This is a genomic window from Caballeronia concitans, assembly GCF_001544615.1.
GTDB lineage: Bacteria > Pseudomonadota > Gammaproteobacteria > Burkholderiales > Burkholderiaceae > Caballeronia > Caballeronia concitans.
Map to the genome: position 1 here is coordinate 58,954 of NZ_FCNV02000006.1, position 22,013 is coordinate 80,966.

The 22,013-nt window shown below is 64.2% G+C and carries 22 protein-coding genes and 1 pseudogene; 13 read left to right on the plus strand and 10 right to left on the minus strand.

What is annotated here, in order from left to right; translation table 11 throughout:
* The first annotated feature begins 137 nt into the window (after positions 1-137).
* The 5 genes from AWB72_RS15915 (at position 138) to fumC (ending at position 6,897) form a co-directional block, all read left to right on the plus strand.
* Positions 138-365 carry an RNA-binding S4 domain-containing protein gene (locus AWB72_RS15915; protein ID WP_040051367.1) on the plus strand — a complete coding sequence of 76 codons (228 nt, stop codon included), beginning with the start codon at positions 138-140 and terminating at the stop codon, positions 363-365.
* Positions 366-552: 187 nt separating this feature from the next.
* Positions 553-2,001 (plus strand): MATE family efflux transporter, encoded by a 1,449-nt coding sequence (locus AWB72_RS15920; RefSeq protein ID WP_087128213.1) that lies wholly within the window; start codon positions 553-555, stop codon positions 1,999-2,001.
* A 403-nt stretch (positions 2,002-2,404) separates the two neighbouring features.
* Positions 2,405-3,535, plus strand: coding sequence for a glycosyl hydrolase (locus AWB72_RS15925; RefSeq protein WP_087128215.1), 1,131 nt, complete (start codon positions 2,405-2,407; stop codon positions 3,533-3,535).
* A gap of 256 nt (positions 3,536-3,791) precedes the next feature.
* Complete coding sequence (locus AWB72_RS15930; protein ID WP_087128217.1) at positions 3,792-5,465, plus strand: phospholipase D family protein; 1,674 nt, start codon at positions 3,792-3,794, stop codon at positions 5,463-5,465.
* 25 nt (positions 5,466-5,490) lie between these two features.
* Positions 5,491-6,897, plus strand: coding sequence for a class II fumarate hydratase (gene fumC / locus AWB72_RS15935; protein ID WP_087128219.1), 1,407 nt, complete (start codon positions 5,491-5,493; stop codon positions 6,895-6,897).
* A 25-nt stretch (positions 6,898-6,922) separates the two neighbouring features.
* Here the strand turns inward: fumC and AWB72_RS15940 are convergent, their stop codons facing one another.
* Together AWB72_RS15940 and AWB72_RS29165 are read right to left on the minus strand one after the other, a co-directional pair.
* Positions 6,923-7,450: an acyl-CoA thioesterase gene (locus AWB72_RS15940; RefSeq protein ID WP_040051600.1), complete on the minus strand. Its 528-nt coding sequence runs from the start codon at positions 7,448-7,450 to the stop codon at positions 6,923-6,925.
* A gap of 56 nt (positions 7,451-7,506) precedes the next feature.
* On the minus strand, positions 7,507-7,656 hold the full coding sequence (locus AWB72_RS29165; RefSeq protein WP_167550963.1) for a hypothetical protein: 150 nt from the start codon (positions 7,654-7,656) through the stop codon (positions 7,507-7,509).
* Between the two features lie 143 nt (positions 7,657-7,799).
* Between AWB72_RS29165 and AWB72_RS15945 the strand changes: the two are divergent.
* Positions 7,800-8,502: pseudogene (locus AWB72_RS15945) on the plus strand (ArsR/SmtB family transcription factor).
* A gap of 32 nt (positions 8,503-8,534) precedes the next feature.
* Here AWB72_RS15945 and AWB72_RS15950 read toward each other — a convergent pair.
* Both AWB72_RS15950 and AWB72_RS15955 read right to left on the minus strand, forming a co-directional pair.
* Positions 8,535-9,506 (minus strand): thymidylate synthase, encoded by a 972-nt coding sequence (locus AWB72_RS15950; protein WP_087128221.1) that lies wholly within the window; start codon positions 9,504-9,506, stop codon positions 8,535-8,537.
* A gap of 146 nt (positions 9,507-9,652) precedes the next feature.
* The gene (locus tag AWB72_RS15955; RefSeq protein WP_040051363.1) at positions 9,653-11,032 is read right to left on the minus strand and encodes a sigma-54 dependent transcriptional regulator; all 1,380 of its coding nucleotides are present in this window, start codon (positions 11,030-11,032) and stop codon (positions 9,653-9,655) included.
* A 613-nt stretch (positions 11,033-11,645) separates the two neighbouring features.
* Here AWB72_RS15955 and AWB72_RS15960 point away from each other — a divergent pair.
* Together AWB72_RS15960 and AWB72_RS15965 are read left to right on the plus strand one after the other, a co-directional pair.
* On the plus strand, positions 11,646-11,897 hold the full coding sequence (locus tag AWB72_RS15960) for a hypothetical protein (protein ID WP_159459371.1): 252 nt from the start codon (positions 11,646-11,648) through the stop codon (positions 11,895-11,897).
* A 112-nt stretch (positions 11,898-12,009) separates the two neighbouring features.
* Positions 12,010-12,507 carry a dihydrofolate reductase gene (locus AWB72_RS15965; protein WP_040051361.1) on the plus strand — a complete coding sequence of 166 codons (498 nt, stop codon included), beginning with the start codon at positions 12,010-12,012 and terminating at the stop codon, positions 12,505-12,507.
* A 254-nt stretch (positions 12,508-12,761) separates the two neighbouring features.
* Here the strand turns inward: AWB72_RS15965 and pmbA are convergent, their stop codons facing one another.
* A complete protein-coding gene (pmbA, locus tag AWB72_RS15970; protein WP_040051360.1) occupies positions 12,762-14,132 on the minus strand; it encodes a metalloprotease PmbA in 1,371 nt (456 codons plus the stop codon).
* A 219-nt stretch (positions 14,133-14,351) separates the two neighbouring features.
* Here pmbA and yjgA point away from each other — a divergent pair, with 219 nt between their 5' ends.
* Both yjgA and mog read left to right on the plus strand, forming a co-directional pair.
* On the plus strand, positions 14,352-14,987 hold the full coding sequence (yjgA, locus tag AWB72_RS15975; protein ID WP_087128381.1) for a ribosome biogenesis factor YjgA: 636 nt from the start codon (positions 14,352-14,354) through the stop codon (positions 14,985-14,987).
* On the plus strand, positions 14,971-15,591 hold the full coding sequence (gene mog / locus AWB72_RS15980) for a molybdopterin adenylyltransferase (RefSeq protein ID WP_087128224.1): 621 nt from the start codon (positions 14,971-14,973) through the stop codon (positions 15,589-15,591). The genes yjgA and mog overlap by 17 nt, the downstream gene beginning before the upstream one ends.
* Here the strand turns inward: mog and orn are convergent.
* Positions 15,588-16,190 carry an oligoribonuclease gene (gene orn, locus AWB72_RS15985; protein WP_040051359.1) on the minus strand — a complete coding sequence of 201 codons (603 nt, stop codon included), beginning with the start codon at positions 16,188-16,190 and terminating at the stop codon, positions 15,588-15,590. The two genes, mog and orn, sit on opposite strands and share 4 nt — an antisense overlap.
* Positions 16,191-16,310: 120 nt before the next feature.
* On the opposite strand from orn, the gene AWB72_RS15990 reads away from it, so the two are divergent.
* The 3 genes from AWB72_RS15990 to AWB72_RS16000 are packed head-to-tail and all read left to right on the plus strand — an operon-like array spanning position 16,311 to position 18,831.
* The gene (locus tag AWB72_RS15990; RefSeq protein WP_040051358.1) at positions 16,311-17,579 is read left to right on the plus strand and encodes a M48 family metallopeptidase; all 1,269 of its coding nucleotides are present in this window, start codon (positions 16,311-16,313) and stop codon (positions 17,577-17,579) included.
* Positions 17,576-18,511 (plus strand): ribosome small subunit-dependent GTPase A, encoded by a 936-nt coding sequence (gene rsgA, locus AWB72_RS15995; protein WP_087128226.1) that lies wholly within the window; start codon positions 17,576-17,578, stop codon positions 18,509-18,511. Before AWB72_RS15990 ends, rsgA begins: the two co-directional genes overlap by 4 nt.
* Entirely contained in the window at positions 18,508-18,831 is a 324-nt protein-coding gene (locus AWB72_RS16000; RefSeq protein WP_087128227.1) for a putative signal transducing protein, read from the plus strand. The genes rsgA and AWB72_RS16000 overlap by 4 nt, the downstream gene beginning before the upstream one ends.
* 4 nt (positions 18,832-18,835) lie before the next feature.
* On the opposite strand, the gene AWB72_RS16005 is transcribed toward AWB72_RS16000, so the two are convergent.
* The 4 genes from AWB72_RS16005 to trmD all read right to left on the minus strand — a co-directional run bounded on the left by AWB72_RS16005 (position 18,836) and on the right by trmD (position 22,006).
* Positions 18,836-19,774, minus strand: a complete 939-nt coding sequence (locus AWB72_RS16005; protein ID WP_040051355.1) for a CobD/CbiB family protein — start codon at positions 19,772-19,774, stop codon at positions 18,836-18,838.
* Between the two features lie 135 nt (positions 19,775-19,909).
* On the minus strand, positions 19,910-20,563 hold the full coding sequence (locus AWB72_RS16010) for a CoA pyrophosphatase (RefSeq protein WP_087128382.1): 654 nt from the start codon (positions 20,561-20,563) through the stop codon (positions 19,910-19,912).
* A gap of 146 nt (positions 20,564-20,709) precedes the next feature.
* Entirely contained in the window at positions 20,710-21,099 is a 390-nt protein-coding gene (rplS, locus tag AWB72_RS16015) for a 50S ribosomal protein L19 (RefSeq protein WP_040051354.1), read from the minus strand.
* 136 nt (positions 21,100-21,235) lie between these two features.
* On the minus strand, positions 21,236-22,006 hold the full coding sequence (gene trmD / locus AWB72_RS16020; RefSeq protein ID WP_040051353.1) for a tRNA (guanosine(37)-N1)-methyltransferase TrmD: 771 nt from the start codon (positions 22,004-22,006) through the stop codon (positions 21,236-21,238).
* Positions 22,007-22,013: the final 7 nt, after the last annotated feature.

The window sequence follows — 22,013 nt, forward strand, 5'->3', positions numbered from 1 at the left end:
CTACATTCTCGCCGGTCTCACCGTCGAACCGGTCGATACGGCTTTCCGTTCGATCGTTCGCGGTCCATGAAGCTAGAGCACGTCGCGTACCCGATGATTTATGATGGCTGTCTTTGCACCGCTCTCCCCCGCCCGCCATGCCGCAGCTTCAATTCACCCTCACGGGCGACTTCGTCGAACTTCACAACCTGCTCAAGCTCATGGGGCTTGCCGACAGCGGCGGCTCCGCGAAGGCGCGCGTCGCGATGGGCGATGTCACCGTCGACGGCAAAGTGGAACTGCGCAAAACCTGCAAGATCCGCGCGGGCCAGGTCGTGATGCTCGACGGGCAGAAGATTCGCGTGCGCGCGCCCGCCGCCGAGTGAGCGCAGCGCTTGCGCGAAAGCGCCGCCGGATTGTCAAAACCCGGCCATAACGGGACGCGTCATCGACATGCCGCGCGCCACGCAATAAGCTAGTCGTCTTTCGTTCGGGTTTCAGCGCCCCGGTTCAGGCCTTTCAAGCGTGGACCGCGTTTCGCCGTTGCGTCCCGTTCCTCAGTCTTCTTCGATCATGCAATCGCACACCACGCGCGTGAAGAACGCGCAACACGCGCATCAGGGAGCGCCGACGCTCTCGCGCCATGCCGTCGATACCGCGCGCCTCGCCGCGCCGCTCGCCATCGCGCAGCTTTCGCAAATGGCGATGGGCGTCACCGACACCATCCTGCTCGGCTCGCTCGGCCCCGACGCGCTCGCGGCCGGCGGCCTCGGCGCGAACCTGTTCTTCGTCGTGGTGACGCTGCTGCAAGGCGTGCTGACGTCGGTGAGCGTATCGGTGGCGCATGCGCGCGGCGCGAACGCGGAAGAGCGCGTGCCGAGCATCTACTGGACGGGGCTGCTGCTTTCCGTGCTGCTCGCGGTGCCCGCGTTCGTGCTCCTGAGCTACGCCGAGCCGATTCTGCTCGCGTTCCACGAACCCGCGACGCTCGCGCACAACGTCGGCGAGTATTGCGCGGTGCTGCGCTGGGGCACGCCGGGCAGCCTGATCGGCATCGGGATGATGCGCGCGTTCCTGCCCGCGATCGGCGCGGCGAAGCGGCTCTTGTGGGTGTCGATCGGCGGCGTGTTCGTCAACGGCTTTCTCAACTACGGGCTGATTCACGGCGCATACGGCCTGCCGCGCGAAGGTTTCGTCGGCTCGGCGGCGGCGACGACCATCACCGTGTGGCTGACGGCTTTCGCGCTCGTCGCGCTGCTGCATCTGCGGCCGCGCTACCGGCATTTCGTGGTGGCGGCGCGTCCGCATCTGCCGCTGCTCGGCGAACTGTTCGGCATCGGCTGGCCGGTGGCGATCACGTATGGCGTCGAATCCACCCTCTTCCTCGCGACCGGCATGATGGTCGGCCTGCTCGGCGAAGCGCCGCTCGCCGCGCATCAGATCGCGCTGAACGTCGCGTCGGTCGCGTTCATGGTGCCGCTCGCGATCGGCCAGGCGGCGAACGTGCGCGTCGGCTACTGGGTCGGCGCGGGCGTGCCGGTGGCGGCGCGGCATGCGGGCTTCGTCGCGCTGGCGCTGGGCGTCGGCTTCATGATGTGCTCGGGGCTCGTGCTGATTACCGCGCCGCACGCGATCGTCGGCCTGTATCTCCATCTCGACGATCCCGCCAACGCGCATACCGTGTCGCTCGCGGCGTCGCTGCTGGGCGTGGCGGCCGTCTTCCAGATCGTCGATGGCATGCAGACGGTCGGCTCCGGCTGCCTGCGCGGCCTGAAGGACACGCGCGTGCCGATGCTCGCGGCGGCGTTCGGCTACTGGGGCGTCGGCTTCCCGACGGGCTATGCGCTCGCGTTCCACTTCGGGCTCGGCGCGAAGGGCCTGTGGTGGGGACTCGCGGCGGGGCTCGCGAGCGTCGCGGTGCTGATGACGCTGCGGTTTCATCGCATCAGCAAGCGGCTCGTGGCGTCGGGCGTGACGCCTTCGGCGGCTTCCGTCGATACGTCGCCGCGCCGCGCCGCGTGAGTCCGCGCGCGCATATGCAAAGCATGAATGCTTGGTTGGACCGCGCGCGCCGCGTTGTTACGATGAACCCGTCTCCTCCTTGAGACTCCAGTAACAGGGGTTGTAGGCCCGCTCTGCCGAGCGGGCTTTTTTTTGCGCGCTCGATTGGCAAGTCGATTGGCAAGTCGTGCGTAGCTTCCCGTCTTTCGCCCGATCGCGGCTGCATCGGTAAAAGTGTCGGCGCACATAGAATGTTTTTAAGCGAACGCACTCAAGACGGGTCAAGCCCCTTCCCGCACCGCCGTAAACGTGAGCATCAACGCCACCCTTTGCGGTCATGCCAGCTCACAACGAAGCCTCACGACGTCCTCTTTCCGGTTCAACCGATTCACTCAACTCGCCAAAGCGCAGAACGTTTCTCGCGATGATGCTCGCGTCGGCCGGCAGCGCCGTGCTCGCCGGTTGCGGCGGCGGTGGTGGCGGCGCGCAGGTTCCCGGCAGCGCGACCAAAGCGACGCCGACACCGGATGCCGGCACGCAGGCGGCGACCGGCACCGCGAGCACCAGCGCAAACAGCGCCGCGCAATCGGCGACGCAAAGCGCATCGGCGTCCGCATCGGCATCGGATGGCCTCTTCTACGGCATCAACGGTCACATGGCGTGGGGCGAAGGCATCTACAAGACGATGCCGCCCGCCGACCAGCTCGCCATCCTGCTCGATCTCGGCGTGACGAGCTATCGCTGCGACATCGCGGACGGCGGCATGGCGACCACGCTCGCCAACGCGCTGAAGGGACCGTTCGCCAACAGCGGCGTATCGATCCTGCCGGTGTTCAATCCGCTTTCCGCGCATTGGGACCCGCACAGCAGCGAAGCCGATGCCTACTCGCTCGGCTACGACCTCGCCGTGCGCTGCACGCGTCCGCTGAAGGGACTCGTGAAGTACATCGAGTGCGGCAACGAACTCGATGTCGATCTGAAAATCGCGGGCGACGGCAGTTCGACCGCCGACTGGGATCCGGCCTCCTGGCCGTCGTTCCGCGGCGTGCTGCGCGGCATGATCGACGGCGTGCGCGCGATCGATCCGACCATCCAGTGCGGCGTCAACGTGGGCATCCCGATGGCCTATCGCGCGCTGCAAATGCTGTGGAACGGCATCGCGCCCGACGGCACGGCGCAAGGCGTGAGCGGCGCGGCATCGTTGCGCTGGGACTTCACGACGTATCACTGGTACAAGAGCTCGGGCGATATCCAGTGCGGCGGCCGCAACAACGCGTGCGTCGACGTGCTGCAAGTGCTGAAGGATTCGTTCAACGTGCCGATCTGGCTGACCGAATGGGGCTGGTCCGGCGCGAACGACACGCCGCAATCGGCCGCTGCGTACACGGCCAAGGCACTCGCGCAGTATCGCGCGATCAAGGACCGCTACAACATCCAGTCGATCATGATGTACGCGGTGATCGACGCGGACTACGGTCTCATTCAGGCCGATGGCGTGACGAAGAATCCGGCATACGCCGTGTTCAAGAATTTCGTCGCGGCGAACCCGGCGTAATTCGAGTACGCAACCTTCCGGCGGGCTTCTGCTGGCGTTTTGCTGGATCGTCGCGACGATCGACGAGAGACGCCGGCGCCCGCCGCACCGCGTGTCATGCGCGCGTGATCGCCCGTCGCCCTGGAATCGTTCCGGCGAAACCAAAAGTACCGAGCACGTTCCTTGCTCCGCGCGAACTTACATACCGCGCTCGCATTCGCTCGAGCCGGGCCAAGACGATCACAAGAAGAGGTTGCCAGTGTTCGAAAGCCGGGGAATGTCAGAAGCTGCAAATAAGCTTGTAAAGAACGAAGGCCGGAATGCATCGAGCGCACGGAGCATCACGGCACGATGCATCGCCACGTTAGCCGCCTCGGCCGCGCTCGCGCTCACCGCCTGCGCGGCTCGTCCGCCCGCGACCGCCTTCGATCGTCCGCCGGGCCATGCGCTCGCGACGACCGTGGAGACGCCGCTCGCCGCCGCTCTGGCGCCGCTGGAGAAGCAGCACCCGGACGAATCCGCCGTGCGCCTGCTTCCGACAGGCACCGATGCGCTGCAGGCCCGCATCGCGCTGGCTCGCGCGGCGACGAAGACGCTCGACATGCAGTACTACATCGCCGAGGAAGACAACACCGGCAAGCTGCTGCTCGGCGCCGCGCTCTATGCGGCGGATCGCGGCGTGCGCGTGCGCATGCTCGTCGACGACCTGAACTTCAAGGACATCGACCGCATCATGGCGGCGCTCAACTCGCACGACAACATCGAGATTCGCGTCTTCAATCCGTACGGCAGCGCGCAACGCAGCTTCTCCGAGCGCACGCGCAACTTCTTCACGAACCTCGATCACTTCACGCGCCGCATGCACAACAAGGCGATGATCGCGGACAACCAGATCGCGATCGTCGGCGGCCGCAATCTCGGTGACGAATACTTCAGCGCCAGTCCGACGCTGCAATTCCGCGACCTCGACGCCTTCGCCGCCGGTCCCGTCACGCGGCAAATTTCCGCGAGCTTCGACGATTACTGGAACAGCACGCTCTCGTACCCGCTGCGCGTTCTGAACAAGCAGAAGTTCGATCCCGCCGATCTCGACAAGACGCGCGAAGACCTGCGCTCGCACTGGCGGCACGAGGCCGATCCGCTGAACGCGAAGCCGCTCAACGCGACGCCGCTCGCGCAGCAGATTGCGCGCGAGGAAATGGGCCTCACGTGGGCGCCGGTCGAATTTCACGTGGATTCGCCCTCGAAGATCGAGCATCCGAGCGACGACTACAAGAGTCCGCCGATGACGCGCCTCATCGATCTCTTGAAGGACGCGCAGAGCGAGTTCCTGATTCTGTCGCCGTATTTCGTGCCGCACGATGTCGGCGTGAAAGCGCTCGCCGATGTCTCGCACCGGCACGTGCGCGTCGCGGTGCTGACGAATTCGCTCGCCGCCACCGATGCCGTCGCGGTCCACGCCGGCTACGCGCCGTATCGCATTCCGCTTTTGCAGAACGGCGTCGAACTGTACGAATTCAAGCCGATGCAGGTTGAAGGCGAAGGCCGCCCGCGCGCCGGGCTGTTCGGATCGCAATCGCGCGCGAGCCTGCACGCCAAGGCGTATGTGATCGATCGGAGTATCCTCGTGATCGGCTCGATGAATCTCGATCCGCGCTCGGCGCAACTCAACACCGAACTCGCGCTCGTGATCCACAGCAAGCCAGTCGCAGAAGAAGCCGCCGGACTGTTCGATCGCGGAATCTCGCCGCAAGCGAGCTATCGCGTGGAACTGGCGAGCGCGGCGGTGACGGCGGAACGGCGCCGCACGCGCTCGCCGCAATCCGGCCTCGTCTGGACGACGCACGAAGACAAAGGAACGGTCACCTACGACCTGGACCCTGAAGCCGGCCTTTACCGCAACGTGATGACGGGCCTCTTCATGCTGCTGCCCGTCGACAATCAGCTTTGATGACATTCACGAGGATCTTCACACCATGACACAGAACGCGCAGGGCGATGTACGCATGGAGAAGGACACGTTCGGCGAGATTGCCGTGCCGAACGGCAAGCTCTGGGGCGCGCAGACGCAACGCTCGCTGCAAAACTTCAGGATTTCGTCGGAGAAGCAGTCGCCCGAACTGATCACCGCGCTCGCCATCGTCAAGCGCGCCGCCGCCGAAGTGAACGCGGAACTCAAGCAGCTCGACGCGAAAAAGGCGCAGGCGATCATGCAGGCCGCCGACGAGATCATCGACGGCAAGCATCCGGACGAATTTCCGCTCGCGGTCTGGCAGACGGGCTCCGGCACGCAGACCAACATGAACCTGAACGAGGTGATCGCCAATCGCGCGAGCGAGATTCTCGGCGGGCCGCGCGGCGAAGAACGGCTCGTGCATCCGAACGACGACGTGAACCGCGGCCAGTCGTCGAACGACGTGTTTCCGACCGCGATGCACGTCGCCGCTGCATACGCGATCGTCAAGCATCTCGTGCCGTCGCTGAAGACGCTGCGCGCGACGCTCGATCAAAAGTCGAAGCAGTTCGCGGATATCGTGAAGATCGGCCGCACGCATCTTCAGGACGCGACGCCGCTCACGCTCGGCCAGGAATTTTCTGGCTATGTCGCGCAGCTGGATCAGGGCATTCGTCATGTGGAAGCCACGCTGCCGCATCTCTATCAGCTCGCGCAGGGCGGCACGGCGGTCGGCACGGGACTCAACGCGCATCCGGAATTCGCGGTGAAGGTCGCGCAGGCGATCGGCAAGCTCACCGGCCTGCCCTTCGAAACCGCGCCGAACAAGTTCGAAGTGATGGCCGCCGCCGATGCGCTCGTCGCCGCGCACGGCGCGCTGAAAACCGTCGCCGCGAGCCTGATGAAGATCGCCAACGACATCCGCTGGCTCGCGAGCGGGCCGCGCTGCGGGCTCGGCGAATTGTCGATTCCGGAAAACGAGCCGGGCAGTTCCATCATGCCGGGCAAGGTGAACCCGACGCAGTCCGAAGCCGTCACGATGCTCTGCTGTCAGGTGTTCGGCAACGACGTCGCGGTGAACATCGGCGGGGCGAGCGGCAACTTCGAACTGAACGTGTTCCGGCCGATGATCGTGCATAACGTGCTGCAGTCCGTGCGCCTGCTGGCGGACGGCGCGCGGAGCTTCAACGACAACTGCGCGGTCGGCATCGAAGCGAACGAGGCGCGCATCGAGAGCCTGCTGAACGAATCGCTGATGCTGGTGACGGCGCTCAATCCGCACATCGGCTATGACAATGCCGCGCAGATCGCGAAGAAAGCGCACAAGGAAGGCACCACGCTGAAGGCCGCCGCGCTCGCGCTCGGCCATGTGACCGAGCAGCAGTTCGACGAATGGGTGAAGCCGCAGGACATGGTCGGCAAGCGCTGAGCGGCTTCCTTCAACGCGCGGCGGGTCAGACCTTGCCCGCCGCCACTTCTTCCGGCTTCAACTCGACGATCGCGTCGAGCGCGTCTTTCACGTCCATCGCGTAACGCGCGAGGCGCTTCTCTTCGTCCGATTCCGGCACGAAAGCGGGCACGGGCGTCGGCTGGCCGGTTTCATCGACGGCGACGAAGACCATCAGGCAATCCGTGGTCTGGGCAAGCTCGCCGACTTTCGGATCGCCCGCGTGAACCGAAATATGGATGTGCATGCTCGTGCGGCCGGTCGCGACGACGCGCGCGCGCAGTTCCACCAGATTGCCGACGAGAATGGGCCGCCGAAAGCGGATGTTGCCGACGCTCACCGTCACCGCATAGCGCCCGGACCACATCGCCGCGCACGCGTAGGCGGTTTCGTCGATCCATTTCATCAACGCGCCGCCGTGCACCTTGCCGCCGAAGTTGACGGAACTCGGCTCGGCGAGAAAGCGAAACGTGGTTTCGGCGCGGCCGTTGCGCGGCGCGGGCGTAGCGGCGGAAGATGAGATCGGCGTGTTCATGGCGATGGTGAAGCGCAAAGTGACGAAGCGCGCATTATAGGTTCGCCAAAACGCGCCTAGTTATGCACGGTGACACCTTGGTCGATGGTGCCGTACATGGTGATGCTGCCGCCCGAACCCGACGACGCCGACGACGGCCCGCCCGCGCATCCCGCGCAGAGCATCAAGGCGCCGAGCGCGGCGGCGATGGCGATGAATCTGGACATGCTGACTCCCCTTCCTGCGTGCGTGCAATGCGAGCGGCCATTTTAGCGCTGCACGCTTTGCATCGACATTTCATGCGGCCGTGAAACGTCGGTTACGCGGGCGCGTTAGAGTGAGGGCATCGACCGTTTCCGGCTGAATCGACATGAACGACGACTCCCGCTCCCGGCATTTTCCCGGCCTGTCGCGCATCGGCGCGCTGCTCGCCGATCCCGGCCGCGCCGCGATGCTCTGGTCGCTGATGGACGGCGCCGCGCGTCCCGCCGGCGAACTCACGATGATCGCGGGCGTTTCGCCATCCGCCGCGAGCGGCCACCTCGCGCGGCTGACCGAGGGCGGGCTGCTGGCGCTCGAAGTCAGCGGGCGGCATCGCTATTACAGGATCGCGACGGCGGATATCGCCGCGGCCATCGAAGCGCTCGCCAATCTCGCCCGGGCGAGCGCGCCGCAACGCGCGCCGGAGCATCGGCCGAGCGCCGTGCCGCTGGAAATGCGCTATGCGCGCACCTGCTACGACCATCTCGCGGGCGAACTCGCCGTGCGGCTTTTCGACGGCATGATGGCCCGTGGATGGCTCACGGCGGCATCCGAAACGCTCGACGCCACGCCCGACGGCGCAGACGCCTTCGCGCAACTCGGCATCGACCTGAACGCGCAGCGCGCGCGGCGTCGGCGGTTCGCGTGTACGTGCATCGACTGGAGCGAGCGGCGGCGCGCTGGGCGCGGCCTATCTCGACGCCTGCGAGACGCACGGCTGGATCGAGCGGACGGCGAAGCGTCGCGTGTTGCGCGTGACGCCCGCCGGACAGCGTCATTTCGACGATTTCCTGTCCCGGCGGCAGGCGTAAAAAAAGCGCGGCTTAAACCGCGCTTCGTTCGATCAGACCGCCATCGGCGCGCTGATCGGATCGTGATGCCTGTACCCTTCGAGCGCGAAATCCGCCGGCTCGACCTTTTCCAGCCATTCCGGCTCGTACCGCTTCGTGACCGCGTAATCCGGCACGCGATCCGAAATGATCAGTTGCGGCGACGGATACGGCTCGCGCTTCAACTGCTCGTTCAGCATGTCGAGCTGATTCTCGTAGATGTGCGCATCGCCGATAAAGTACGTGAACCAGCGCGGCGTATAGCCCGTGAGCCGCCCGACGAGATGCAGCAGCGCCGCGCCTTCCGTCAGATTGAACGGCGTGCCGAGCCCGACGTCGTTGCTGCGGATATACAGGCACAGCGAGATTTCGCGCTTCGTCACGTTCGGAAGAAACTGGTACAGCAAGTGGCACGCGGGCAACGCGATCTCGTCGAGCTTCGCCGGGTTCCACGCATGAAACAGAATGCGCCGGTCGGTGGGACGCTCGATGATCGTATCGAGACACTGGCGCAACTGGTCGATGGCCTTGTACAGCAGCACCTGCTCGCGCCCGTTTTCGACGAAGCTCGTCACCAGCTCGTAGCCGCGATTCGTGGCGTCGGCGATCTGCTCGCCCGCGCTCGCGTCGATGAGCTTGTACGCGGGCCATTGACGCCATTGCACGCCGTAGACATCGCCGAGATCGTCCGGTCCCTGCCGATACGGGTTGTCGAGCCACTGCGGATTTTCGTTCGCGTTGGCGTCCCAGACCTTGCAGCCGAGCGCCCGGAAATCCGCCGCGCTGCGCGACGCGCGCAGGAAGCCGACCATTTCGCCGATCGCCGACTTGAACGCGAGCTTCTTCGTGGTCACGGCGGGAAAGCCTTGCTGCAAATCGAAGCGCAACATGGCGCCGGGCATACTGATCGTGCGGATGCCGGTGCGGTTTTCCTGCCAGGTGCCGGTATCGAGGATCGTCTGGACGAGCTCGAGATACTGTTTCATTCGATGTTCCTTGGATGCCGGCACGAGCCGCGCGAGAAGAGGCGGAAAGAATCGATTTTACCAAGCGGAACAACGGGCTGCGTTGCGTCGCGAAAATAGAAACGGGCGCCTTTCGGCGCCCGATTTTCAGCAGCAATCTTGCAGGATCAGCCGCGCGTGGCGTGCTCCGGCGGGGCATCGACTTCGATGTGACGCATGCCGTGCGCGCTCAGCAGCCGATACAGCGTGACGCGCGAAATGCCGAGCTCGTGCGCGGCATCGCCCAGTCGTCCGCGATGGCGCAGAAGCGCGAGTTCGATCGCCTGCCGCTCCGCCGCTTCGCGCGCCTGGGCAAGCGAAACGGGCGCGACTTCGACGTATTCGCCCAGTTCGAGGTCGCGCGCGGTGATCTGCCGGCCTTCCGACATGACGATGGCGCGGCGCACGCGGTTGATCAGCTCGCGCACGTTGCCGGGCCACCCGTAGTTGTGAATCGCCGCGATGGCGCACGGCGAGAATCCGCGCAGGCGGCGGCTCGCGTCCTTCTTGAAGCGGTCGAGCATGTGCTTCGCGAGCAGTTCGATGTCCTTGCCGCGCGCGCGCAGCGGCGGCTCGTCGATCTGCAGCACGCAGAGGCGGTGATACAGGTCGGCGCGGAAACGCCCTTCGATCATCGCGGTCTGCATGTCGACGTGCGTCGCCGAGATGATGCGCACGTCCACCGGCGTCGAACCGTGGCCGCCAAGACGTTCGACCTTGCGCTCCTGCAGGAAGCGCAACAGGCTCGCCTGGCTTTCGAGCGGCAAATCGCCGATTTCGTCGAGGAATAGCGTGCCGCCGTTGGCCGCTTCCACGCGCCCGATCTTGCGCTGATTCGCGCCCGTGAATGCGCCGCGTTCGTAGCCGAAGAGTTCTGATTGCAGCAGATGCGCGGGAATCGCGCCGCAGTTGATCGCAACGAACGGCTGATCGCGCCGCGCCGAGCGCTCGTGGATGGCGACTGCCGTCAATTCCTTGCCGGTGCCCGATTCGCCGGAAATGAACACGGGCGCGTCGGTCATGGCGACTTTGCGGATGGAGCGGAACAGCGCGAGCATGGCGTCGCAGGAACCGACCATTTCGCCTTCCGCGCGGCCTTCGATGCGCGGATCGTTCGAGGCGGCGTCGTGCAGCGAGACCATGCCGAATGCGTGGCCGACGGAATCGACGATGCGGTCATTCGACGTCGGCAGCGTCACGTAGTCGAAACAATAATCGCGGATGAGCCGGCGCACGGCGGCGTCTTCCAGCTGGCCGGAAATGGTCGCCGCGACCCAGCCGACGTTGGTCATGGTCAGCGACGATTCGAACGCCGCGAGTTCGTGCGATTCGAAATGACTCGAGAGATCCAGCAGACCGCCCATTGCCAGGTCGCTGCGCAGCGCCTTACGGGTATCGCGCGCGCTGGCCACGATCTCGATTTGCCACCCGCGCTCCTCGAACCGCGCGCATAGCGTCTCGCTGGGATCGCGAGTCACATAGATGAGTTGCCGCCGAGCGACGTCCATTATTCAGATCCTTGGTTCAACGTTCGTTGAAAAGGTCGCGTAGTTCAGGCTCTCGCTACATGCAGACTTCGTAGCCTTCGCATGTGCTGCGAACGGACTTGCAATTTCAATACGTTGCCCCCGGGAACACGCGCACGAAACACCTGCGCCCCTTCCGCGAAACCCTTTTTGTATGATTCTGCGCCGCGATGGAGAGACTACTATAACCCAGAAACAGCGAAAACAAATACCATGAAAGCGTGCGACTATTGCCACGAACCCTTACTGGCTGTGGCTCTGCACGATCCTCACACGCCTCGATTAAAAAATTGCGTCCCCGTTTTTATAGGACGAAAGCATATAACGTATCCGACGGAAATTCAGGTTTTTCTCGCGCGGCGTATCACGGTTGAAACGTTTTCGCGCGATTGGAAGACGACACTGTACACGAGATTGCCTCAGAGCCATGTGTAGCAAGCGCCAACCGAGAATGGCACGCATTTGGCTTAATGCGCTGACGTTGCGCACGACATATCTGCCGCAACGGCGAGCGTAACCGGAATGAATTTCCGGTAATGCCTTTCATACCGGGTTTCTAATAACTTTATTTCCGCGAATAGCGTCCCGGAATAAATTGCTGGTATTTTCGTGGTCAATGATGGCTCTTGACAAGATTTTACCGCGTGGCGGCTTGGCCATCGCGCAATTCGCAGAAGGCGATGAAACCGACGGCTCCGGCTGGATTTCGGAGCGCACCCCGGATATCGGTTGGCGCGTGATCGAGCGCTCGGCGGGCGTAAGTCATAGCGTGACGCTGTGGGACGAGGTTTCGCCCGAGATTCAGCGTTCGACGCCCGACCGCGACGACGATTCGCCGGACGCCTGACGGCTCTACGGCACTCCACGCGACATTCGACATAGGCATGCCGATGGAACGGCGGGCTGCGCGCGCGGGTTAGAATCGTGCCCGGCCGTTGTGGCCTGACTTTCTACTGCACATGACGACGTTGACTTTGATTGTCGCGCGGGCGCGCAATGGCGTGATCGGACGTGACAACCAACTGCCGTGGCGCCTTCCTGAGGACCTGGCCTTTTTCAAGCGTACGACGATGGGTGCGCCGATCATCATGGGTCGCAAGACGCATGAGTCGATTGGGCGACCGTTGCCGGGCCGACGCAACATCGTGGTGACGCGCGACGCGGCGCGCCGCTACGAGGGCTGCGATACGGTGACGAGCATCGAGGAGGCGCTGTCGTTGGCGTCGGCGGATGGCGCGGCGGAGGCGTTCCTGATAGGTGGCGCGCAACTGTACGGCGACGGAATCGGCCGCGCAAAGAAGATGATCGTGACGGAAATCGACGCGGATTTCGAAGGCAACGCCCGCTTCGAAGCACCGGACGCGCTGCAATGGCGCGAGGTATCGCGCGAGCGCCACAGGTCGACGCCACCAAACGAATTTGATTACGCGTTCGTAACCTACGAACGCAGAGAATAAAAAGAAAGAAGCGTTGGTGTTAACGAGCCGAGGGGCTCGGAGGACGTGGCGCTCAGCGGGCGCGGAAGGTGATTCAGGGCTGTGTCAAGCTGAGTGCCAACGTGGCTCTACGGAGTGCACCATCAGAAACGAAGTGCGGGAAAGAAAGCTGCTTTCTTTGGTTACTTTCTTTGCAGCAGCAAAGAAAGTGACCCCCGCCCCGGGGAGGGGCGAGCCAATAGACCGACACGAAAACAAGCTCCCCGAAAAAAGGCTTACTGTCCCGCGACAGTCATCCTTTCGATGAGCACAGACCCGATAGCCTTAGTGCCACGCACGACGGTATCGGCGCCAATAGCTTCGATGTGTCGAAACATCTCCTGCAGCGTACTGGCGACAGTAATCTCCTCGACGGCATACTGAATCTGCCCGTTCTCGACCCAGAACCCCGACGCGCCGCGCGAATAATCGCCGGTGACGTAGTTCACGCCCTGCCCCATCAACTCGGTGAGCAGCAGCCCGGTGCCGAGCTTCTTGAGCATCGCTTCGAAATCATCCTCAGGCCGCGTATGCGTGCTTCGCATGGAAAGATTGTGCGAACCGCCGGCATTCCCGGTCGTCTGCATGCCGAGCTTGCGCGCCGAGTAAGTCGACAAAAAATACCCCTGCACGACGCCATCCTCGACGACATTGCGCTTTTGCGTGCGCACGCCTTCCTCGTCGAACGGCGCGCTGCCCATGCCGCCGCGCACATGCGGATCTTCGACGATCTGAACGTGCGGCGCGAACACCGGCTTGCCGAGGCTATCGACGAGAAACGTGGTCTTGCGATAAAGCGCCCCGCCGCTCACGGACTGCACGAACGCGCCGAGAATGCCCGCCGCGAGCGGCGCTTCGAACAGCACGCGGCACTTGCGCGTATCGAGGCTGCGCGCGTTCAGACGCGCAAGCGCGCGCTGCGCAGCGTAACGTCCGACCGCTTCCGGATCGGCGAGTTGCGAGGCATCGCGCTTGGACGTGTACCAGTCGTCGCGCTGCATGTCGCGGCCGCTCGCCGCGATGGGCGCACACGCGATGTAATGCCGCGAATACGGATACCCCGCCATGAACCCGCGCGACGTCGCGAGCACGAACTGCGAATGCTGCGCGGACACGCTCGCGCCTTCCGAATTGCTGATGCGCTTGTCGACGGCGAACGCGGCCTGCTCGGCGCGGCGCGCGATCTCGGCGGCTTCGTCGGCGTCGATGTCCCAGGGATGATAGAGATCGAGATCCTGCGGCGCCTTCTCGAGCAGATCTTCCTCGGCAAGCCCCGCCGCGCTGTCTTCCGCCGTGAATCGCGCGATGTTGTACGCCGCCGCGACCGTGTCGCGCAATGCCTCGCGCGTGAAGTCGGCGGTGCTCGCGTTGCCGCGCTTCTTGCCGATGAACACCGTCACGCCGACCATCTTGTCGCGGTTGTGCTCGATCGTTTCCACTTCGCCGCGCCGCACGCTCACCGAGAGGCCGTCGCCTTCGGAGATTTCGGTGGCGGCATCGCTCGCGCCCAGTTCCTTCGCGTAGCGCAGGATGTCGGAGGCGATCTCCTTCAGTTCGTCTTGCGTATGCGGGAAAAAGCGCTGCTTGACGTCGATGTCTGCTGCCATTTGTCGTTGCCTTGGGTTTCGTTGACTGCGGGAGCCGGGCGCGCCACGCGCCTCCGGGTCTTCGGGTCATTCCGGAATTCGGTGACGATGCCGGTCGATGGGCGAAGCATTCGCTGACGCATCGACCCGTCACGCGATCATAGCAAGGACGGCGTGCATTCACTCGCCGGCACGCGTCGGCCGCGCCGGTGCCGCGCGGGCGCAAGCTACAATGACGGCATGAACCGTAAAACCCGCATTCAACCCATCGCAGCCGATCGCAACGACGCCGACGCCGACGCCGACGATCACGGCTACGATCGCCCCAGCAAATCGCAACTGAAGCGCGAAATGCACGCGCTACAGGAATTGGGCGCGGCGCTCATCGCGCTGCCGAAAGACGCGCTCAAGCGCATGCCGATGCCCGAGGACCTGGGCGACGCCGTGCGCGAGGCGCGCCGGATCACCGATCACGAAGGCAAGCGCCGTCAGTTGCAGTATGTCGGCAAGGTCATGCGCTCGCTCGGCGAGGAACAGATCGCCGCGCTGCGCACCGCGCTCGACACGCATCGCGGCGTGAACAAGGCGGAAACGGCGCGGCTGCACTGGATCGAACGCACGCGCGACAAGCTGCTCGCCGACGACGCCGCGCTCACCGAATTCATCCGCCAGCATCCGGGCGTCGATCCGCAGGAAGGCCGCACGCTCATTCGCAACACGCGCAAGGAGCGCGAGCAGCAAAAGCCGCCGCGCTACTATCGCGAGCTGTTCCAGTGGATCAAGAACGCGGCGGGCGTCGAAGCTGACGACGACATCGACGACCTGGCCGAAGGCGACGAAAGCGACGACGAGGACCGCGATGATTCCGAAGCGTAATCATCCCGACGAGCTGATCGTCGGGCTCGTGTCGATCAGCGATCGCGCGTCGCAAGGCGTCTACGAGGACAAAGGCTTGCCGGCGCTGCAGGTGTGGCTCGGCGAGGCGTTGTCATCGCCGTGGCGCGCCGAGACGCGGCTGATTCAGGACGACGCCGCGACCATCTCCGCGACGCTCATCGAACTCGTCGATACGCTCGGCTGCGATCTCGTGCTGACCACGGGCGGCACCGGCCCCGCGCGCCGCGACGTGACGCCGGAAGCGACGCTTGCCGTCGCCACGAAGGAAATGCCCGGCTTCGGCGAGCAGATGCGGCAGATCAGCCTGAACTTCGTGCCGACCGCCATCCTGTCGCGGCAAGTCGCGGTGATCCGCGAAACCGCCGATCACGCCGCGCTCATCATCAATTTGCCGGGACAGCCGAAGTCGATCCGCGAAACGCTCGAAGGCGTGAAAGACGCCGAAGGCAAGACGGCCGTGCCGGGCATCTTCGCGGCGGTGCCGTACTGCATCGATCTGATCGGCGGGCCGTACATGGAAACGCGGGCCGAAGTAGTCGCCGCGTTCCGTCCGAAAAGCGCGATCCGGCCGCCGAAGGATTAAGACGCGTCGGCCACCGCCGACGGAATCAGGAAGTGCTCGCGGTAATACTTCAGCTCGTCGATGGATTCGTGGATATCGGCGAGCGCCGTATGCATCGCGCGCTTTTGGAAGCCCTTGTAAATGGCCGGCTGCCAGCGGCGACACAGTTCCTTCAGCGTGCTGACGTCGAGATTGCGGTAGTGGAAGAACGTCTCCAGTTCCGGCATCCAGCGCGCCATGAAGCGGCGATCCTGGCAGATCGAATTGCCGCACATCGGCGACTTGCCGGGCGGCACGTACTGGCCGAGGAATTCGCGAATCTGCCGCGTGGCTTCGGCTTCATCCACCGTCGATGCCTTCACGCGCTCGGTCAGCCCCGAGCGGCCGTGCGTGTTGCGGTTCCACTCATCCATGCGCCCGAGCGCTTCCTCCGACTGGTGGATGGCGAACACCGGACCTTCCACCATCTTGTCGAGCGTCGAATTCGTCACGACCACCGCGATCTCGATGATGCGGTCATTGTCGGGATCGAGCCCCGTCATTTCCATGTCGAGCCACACGAGATTCATGTCGCTGCGCGCAAGGACGGGTTCGGCGGGAAGGCTGGAAGAGTCGGTCATGAATGCTGCCCAAGGAAGAGGATGAGGCCGCGTGCGCGCCCGTCGCGCGATGGCATGATGTGACGACGGCGGCAGAGCCAAGAACCTATAATTCTCGCATAGTTCAATCGGAATTCCCGGATGACCAACCTCACTCTCGCTTTCTCGACGATCTTCGTCGTCGCCCTGGTCGCGATGGTTTCGACCAAGCTCTGGCTCGCGTCGCGCCAGATCCGGCACGTTGCCGCGCATCGCAACGGCGTGCCGCCGCAGTTCACCGGCACGATCCCGCTCACGGCGCATCAGCGCGCGGCGGATTACACGGTCGAGCGCACGCGGCTCACCATGATCGAAGTGGTGACGAGCGCCGTCGTGCTCGTCGTGCTGACGCTCTTCGGCGGCGTGCAGGCGCTCGACAACGCCATCACCGACTGGCTCGGGCGCGGCTATCTCGGGCAGATCGCGCTGGTGGCGTCGGTCGTGGTCATCACGAGCGTCATCGACCTGCCGTTCGATTACATCCGCCACTTCGTGATCGAGGAAAAATTCGGCTTCAATCGCATGTCGAAGAAGCTGTTTTTCGCGGATCTCGTGAAGGGCACGCTGATCGGCGTGATCGTCGGGGCGCCGCTTCTGCTTCTGACGCTGTGGCTCATGGACCGCGCCGGCGCGTACTGGTGGCTCTGGACGTGGATGGTGTGGGTCGCTTTCCAGTTGCTCGCCATGGTCATTTATCCCACGTTCATCGCCCCGCTCTTCAACAAGTTCGAGCCGCTGAAAGACGAGGCGCTCGTCGCGCGCATCGAAAACCTGATGTCGCGCACGGGCTTCGCGGCGAAAGGACTTTTCGTGATGGACGGCAGCCGCCGCTCGGCGCATGGCAACGCGTATTTCACGGGCTTCGGCGCGACGAAACGCATCGTTTTCTTCGATACTCTGCTCGCGCGTCTGTCCGGCAGCGAAATCGAAGCCGTGCTCGCGCACGAACTCGGCCACTTCAAGCGCCGCCACGTGCTGAAGCTGATGATCGTGATGTTCGGCATCAGCCTCGCGATGCTCGCGCTGCTCGGCTGGCTCGCGCAGACCGTGTGGTTCTACGAAGGGCTGGGCGTGCGGCCGTCGCTCGTCGGCGGCAATAACGGACTCGCGCTCGTGCTCTTCATGCTGGTGCTTCCCGTGTTCATGTTCTTCATCACGCCGCTCGGCAGTCTCACTTCGCGCAAGAACGAGTTCGAAGCGGACGCCTTCGCGGCCAGCCAGACCGATCCGAAGGATCTCGTCAACGCGCTCGTGAAGCTGTACGAGGACAACGCGTCGACGCTCACGCCCGATCCGCTCTACACGGCGTTTTATTACTCGCATCCGCCGGCATCGCAACGCATCGATCGCCTGATGCAGCACGCCGCATGACCGCGCGTCCCACGCGCAAGGGCGGCGCGGCGGCCGCCGGACGTCTCGCGGGTACGGTCATCGCCGCGCACGGGCGGCACTATCTCGTCACGCCCGGCGACGGCGGCCCGATGCTTCAGTGCTTCCCGCGCGGCAAGCGCAGCGAAGTTGCCGTCGGCGACCACGTGCTTTACGAGCAATCGTCGGCGGATCAGGGCGTAATCGTCGAGATCGGGGAAAGGCGCAACCTGTTGTACCGGTCGGATCAGTTCAAGTCAAAGCTCTTTGCCGCGAATCTCGATCAACTGCTCGTCGTGCTCGCGACGGAGCCGCATTTCAGCGAAGACCTGCTCGGACGCGCGCTGATCGCCGCCGAAGCACACGGGCTGGAGTCGCTGATCGTGCTCAACAAGATCGATGTCGAAGGCGCGTTGCCGCTTGCGCGCGAGCGGCTCGCGCCGTATCGCGAGCTTGGATACACGGTCATCGAGCTGTCGGCGAAGATGCAGCCGGGCGAGGTGCATCCTCAGCTCGACGCCCACCTGAAGGATCGCGCGACGATCCTGCTGGGCCAGTCCGGCATGGGCAAATCGACGCTCGTGAACCTGCTCGTCCCCGACGCCGACGCCGCCACGCGCGAAATCTCGTCGGCGCTGAACAGCGGCCGCCACACGACCACCTTCACGCGGCTTTATGCGCTGCCGGGCGGCGGTTCGTTGATCGATTCGCCCGGTTTCCAGGAGTTCGGCCTGCATCATTTGTCCGAAGGCCAACTGGAGCGCGCGTTCGCGGACTTTCGGCCCTATCTCGGCCATTGCCGCTTCTACAACTGCCATCACCTGCACGAGCCGGGTTGCGCCGTGCTCGAAGCGGTCGATGCCGGCAAGATCAGGCCCGAGCGCCATGCGCTCTACGCGCAACTGGTTCACGAAGCCAGCCAGATCGTGCGATGAAACGGCTCACGCGCGCGCCCAACCTCATCATCGCGCATCACTGGTTGAACGTGTTGAGGACGGCGGGCGTGCCGTGCGAACTGCATAACCGCTATCTGAACGGCGCGATGGGCGAGATCCCGGCGGATCAGTGCGCGCCGGAAATCTGGTTAGTCGACGAACGCGACGAGACGTTGGCGCAGCGCATTCTCGAGCGCGCGCAAAAAGGGCCGGACGCGAACGCCCGGCCCTGGATCTGCAAACATTGCGGCGAATGGCTCGAACCGCAGTTCACCGTCTGCTGGCAGTGTCAGACGGAACGCGATCCGCTCGACGATTGACCGCTCACGCCAGCCACACGGCGATGGTCAGCATCAGCAGCAGCAACATCCACAGAATGACCGCGCGCCACACGAGGCCCACCGCCGACTGCAGCGTGCGCGGCGTGCAGTCGTCGCCGACGGGCAACGGGCTTGCATCGCCGACGGCCAGCGCTTCCACGCTCAGCGGCTCCGCGAGCGGCCCCGCGAGACGCGCGCCCAACGCGCCGCTGCCGGCGGCGAGCAGCACGCCCTGATTGGCGTCGGGCCACTGACGCGCGTGGTTGCGCCAAGCGTAGATTGCGTCCTCGAAATTGCCGACGATGGCAAAGCCCATCGCGGTGAGGCGCGTCGGAATCCAGTCGATCACGAAGAACGCGCGCTGGGCGAACGACGAGAACTCGGCGGTGCGCTCCGGACTCGGCGCGGCCCACGCACGCGCCAGATATTCCGCGATCCGATAGAACACCGCGCCGGCCGGTCCGATCGGGATCAGGAACCAGAAGAACACGCCGAACACGTGCCGATGCGACGCCACCACCGCATGAACCAGCGTATGACGCACGATTTCGCTGACGGGCATATCGACGGTATCGAGCCCGGTCCACTCGGCGAGCACTTCGCGCGCGCGGGGCACGTCGTCGTTATTGAGCGCGAGGTGGATATCAGTGAAGTAGTGGCTGAACTGGCGGAAGCCGAGCGTGAAGTAAACGACCACGACGTTCCACAAGAACGCGAGAACGAAGTTGATGCGATAAAGCACGTAATAGACGAGGCCGACTGCCAGCGTCCACGGCAGCACGACGACGAGCCACGCTACGATGCCATGCTTCTGCTTGCCGGCATCGAAGCCATGCGCAGTGGACTCCGCATGATAGTGAAGCAACGCCGAAACAGGATTGTGCGGCGTGAGCGCGCGCACTTGCTCAATGATGAGGGCCAGCAATACGGAAAAAAAAGTCATGCGCAGCGCCGAAACAGTCGGTTAGTTCGAGTTTCGCGTAACGATAGCACAGCGCCTCGCGCGTTTCGCACGCGGGACAGTCGCGTGGCGCGCGCGCATCACGCACGGCTTTGCGCGAAGGCGCTCATGCAGCGCTCACGCGACGAGGAAGCGATAGAAGTTGCGCAGCATGCCGGCCGTCGCGCCCCAGATGAAATACGGCGCCTTTCGCTCGCCGGGCGTGTAAGGCATGGCGAAAAAGCGGCGCTCGCCGCCTTCCCATCGAAACACGCGGACTTCGTGATTCGATGGATCCATGAGCCACGCGAGCGGCACTTCGAAGATATCGGCCACTTCGCGCGTGTCGGCTTCTAGCGAGAACGGCGGATGAACCAGCGCGACGACCGGCGTCACGCGAAAACCGGTGCCCGTCAGATAGTCGGGCATCGCGCCGATCACTTCGCAATGCTCCGCGCCCAAGCCGACTTCCTCGCGGGCTTCGCGCAACGCGGTCGCGGCGGCATCGGCGTCTTCGGGCTCGCGGCGTCCGCCAGGAAAGCTGATCTGGCCGGCGTGATCCGACAGGTGGTCGGCGCGCTGCGTCAACAGCACGGTCAACCCGCCCTCGCGCACGACGAGCGGCACGAGCACCGACGCCACGCGCGGATCGCCGCCGATCGCCTTGATGCGCTGCTCGGGCGGCTCCTGCGTCCACTCGAGTTCCTTCGCGAATCGTGCGCGCAGGCCGTCCGGCGTGAGAAGTTCGGGCGGGACCGGCGGCATGCTTTTGCCGGTCGAGAGAACGGGCATCCGTTCGGGTTCGAGAATGCGCGGAGTCGATGTCTTGCCGGTGGACACGGTCTCAAGCCTGAATGGGGAAGATACGATTTGAACACATCAAAGAAAAAAGCACCCGCGAGGGGTGCTTTTTCCGGTGCAGCGAACTACTGAGCCACTTACTCGGCGGCGGGAGCAGCGCGGTCCTTCGAGACCAGCTTTTCCTTGATTCGAGCCGACTTGCCCGAACGCTCGCGGAGGTAGTAAAGCTTCGCGCGACGGACGTCACCGCGGCGCTTCACGACGATGCTCGCGAGCAGCGGCGAGTAGGTCTGGAACGTACGCTCGACGCCTTCGCCCGACGAAATCTTGCGGACGATGAAGTTCGAGTTGAGGCCACGATTGCGCTTTGCGATCACGACGCCTTCGTAAGCCTGAACGCGCTTACGCGTACCTTCGACGACGTTCACGTTGACGATGACCGTGTCGCCCGGACCGAAGTCGGGGATGGACTTCTCGCCCAGCACGCGCGCGATCTCTTCCTTCTCGAGTTGTTCAATCAGATTCATTACTGACTCCTTGTGCCATCTTGCCGGAGTTGTGTGCCTCGCACATTGCTTTAATGAGGCCCCGGTAGAGGATGGGTTTACTTCCGGCGCCGGCATGACCCGGCGCCCCCATTTGCCCGCTCGTCGGCGCGATGCGTTACTGCCGCTTCGACGCTTCCTTCGCGAGATCTGCGAGCCACGCCTCGTCGGCACGGCTCAGCATCTTGCTTGCGCGCGCCCGTTTGATCAGATCGGGCCGCTTGAAAAAGGTATTGCGTAATGCTTCGCGCCTGCGCCAGGCGTCAATTTCCTTGTGATGGCCGCCGAGCAGCACATCCGGCACGCGCACGCCTTCGTATTCCTCGGGCCGCGTGTAGTGCGGACAATCCAGCAACACGTCGACGAAACTGTCCTGCACCGCCGATTGCGCGTCGTTCAACACGCCGGGCAGATGGCGCACCACGGCGTCCATCAGCGCCATCGCGGGCAATTCGCCGCCCGACAGCACGAAGTCGCCGAGACTGACTTCCTCGTCCACCACGCGGTCGATCAGACGCTGGTCGATCGCTTCATAGCGGCCGCACAACAGCACGAGGCCGGGTTCCTGCGAGTAACGCATGACGCGATCGTGGTCGAGCTTCGCGCCTTGCGGCGACATCATCACGACGCGCGTGCCTTCGATGCCCTGCTCGCGCTGCGCGGCTTTCGCCGCCGCGATCGCGTCTTCCAGCGGACGCGCCAGCATCACCATGCCGGGGCCGCCGCCGTACGGACGATCGTCCACCGTGCGGTAGTTGTCCGTGGTGAAATCGCGCGGATTCCACGTGCGCAGGCCGAATCGCGCCTGCTTTACCGCCCGGCTGGTGATGCCCCAGTCGGTCAGCGCGCGAAACATCTCGGGAAAGAGCGTCACGACATCGAACTGCATCGCCCTC

Coding starts and splice junctions, on each gene's coding strand:
- pmbA (WP_040051360.1), bottom strand. CDS start 14,132: ATGGCAGCAGACATCGACGTCAAGCAGCGCTTTTTCCCGCATACGCAA.
- rsgA (WP_087128226.1), top strand. CDS start 17,576: ATGACCGCGCGTCCCACGCGCAAGGGCGGCGCGGCGGCCGCCGGACGT.
- orn (WP_040051359.1), bottom strand. CDS start 16,190: ATGACCGACTCTTCCAGCCTTCCCGCCGAACCCGTCCTTGCGCGCAGC.
- AWB72_RS15940 (WP_040051600.1), bottom strand. CDS start 7,450: ATGAACACGCCGATCTCATCTTCCGCCGCTACGCCCGCGCCGCGCAAC.
- AWB72_RS15925 (WP_087128215.1), top strand. CDS start 2,405: ATGATGCTCGCGTCGGCCGGCAGCGCCGTGCTCGCCGGTTGCGGCGGC.
- AWB72_RS15915 (WP_040051367.1), top strand. CDS start 138: ATGCCGCAGCTTCAATTCACCCTCACGGGCGACTTCGTCGAACTTCAC.
- AWB72_RS16005 (WP_040051355.1), bottom strand. CDS start 19,774: ATGACTTTTTTTTCCGTATTGCTGGCCCTCATCATTGAGCAAGTGCGC.
- AWB72_RS29165 (WP_167550963.1), bottom strand. CDS start 7,656: ATGTCCAGATTCATCGCCATCGCCGCCGCGCTCGGCGCCTTGATGCTC.
- AWB72_RS16000 (WP_087128227.1), top strand. CDS start 18,508: ATGAAACGGCTCACGCGCGCGCCCAACCTCATCATCGCGCATCACTGG.
- AWB72_RS15920 (WP_087128213.1), top strand. CDS start 553: ATGCAATCGCACACCACGCGCGTGAAGAACGCGCAACACGCGCATCAG.
- yjgA (WP_087128381.1), top strand. CDS start 14,352: ATGAACCGTAAAACCCGCATTCAACCCATCGCAGCCGATCGCAACGAC.
- AWB72_RS15950 (WP_087128221.1), bottom strand. CDS start 9,506: ATGAAACAGTATCTCGAGCTCGTCCAGACGATCCTCGATACCGGCACC.
- AWB72_RS15965 (WP_040051361.1), top strand. CDS start 12,010: ATGACGACGTTGACTTTGATTGTCGCGCGGGCGCGCAATGGCGTGATC.
- AWB72_RS16010 (WP_087128382.1), bottom strand. CDS start 20,563: ATGCCCGTTCTCTCGACCGGCAAAAGCATGCCGCCGGTCCCGCCCGAA.
- trmD (WP_040051353.1), bottom strand. CDS start 22,006: ATGCAGTTCGATGTCGTGACGCTCTTTCCCGAGATGTTTCGCGCGCTG.
- AWB72_RS15930 (WP_087128217.1), top strand. CDS start 3,792: ATGTCAGAAGCTGCAAATAAGCTTGTAAAGAACGAAGGCCGGAATGCA.
- fumC (WP_087128219.1), top strand. CDS start 5,491: ATGACACAGAACGCGCAGGGCGATGTACGCATGGAGAAGGACACGTTC.
- AWB72_RS15990 (WP_040051358.1), top strand. CDS start 16,311: ATGACCAACCTCACTCTCGCTTTCTCGACGATCTTCGTCGTCGCCCTG.
- rplS (WP_040051354.1), bottom strand. CDS start 21,099: ATGAATCTGATTGAACAACTCGAGAAGGAAGAGATCGCGCGCGTGCTG.
- mog (WP_087128224.1), top strand. CDS start 14,971: ATGATTCCGAAGCGTAATCATCCCGACGAGCTGATCGTCGGGCTCGTG.
- AWB72_RS15955 (WP_040051363.1), bottom strand. CDS start 11,032: ATGGACGTCGCTCGGCGGCAACTCATCTATGTGACTCGCGATCCCAGC.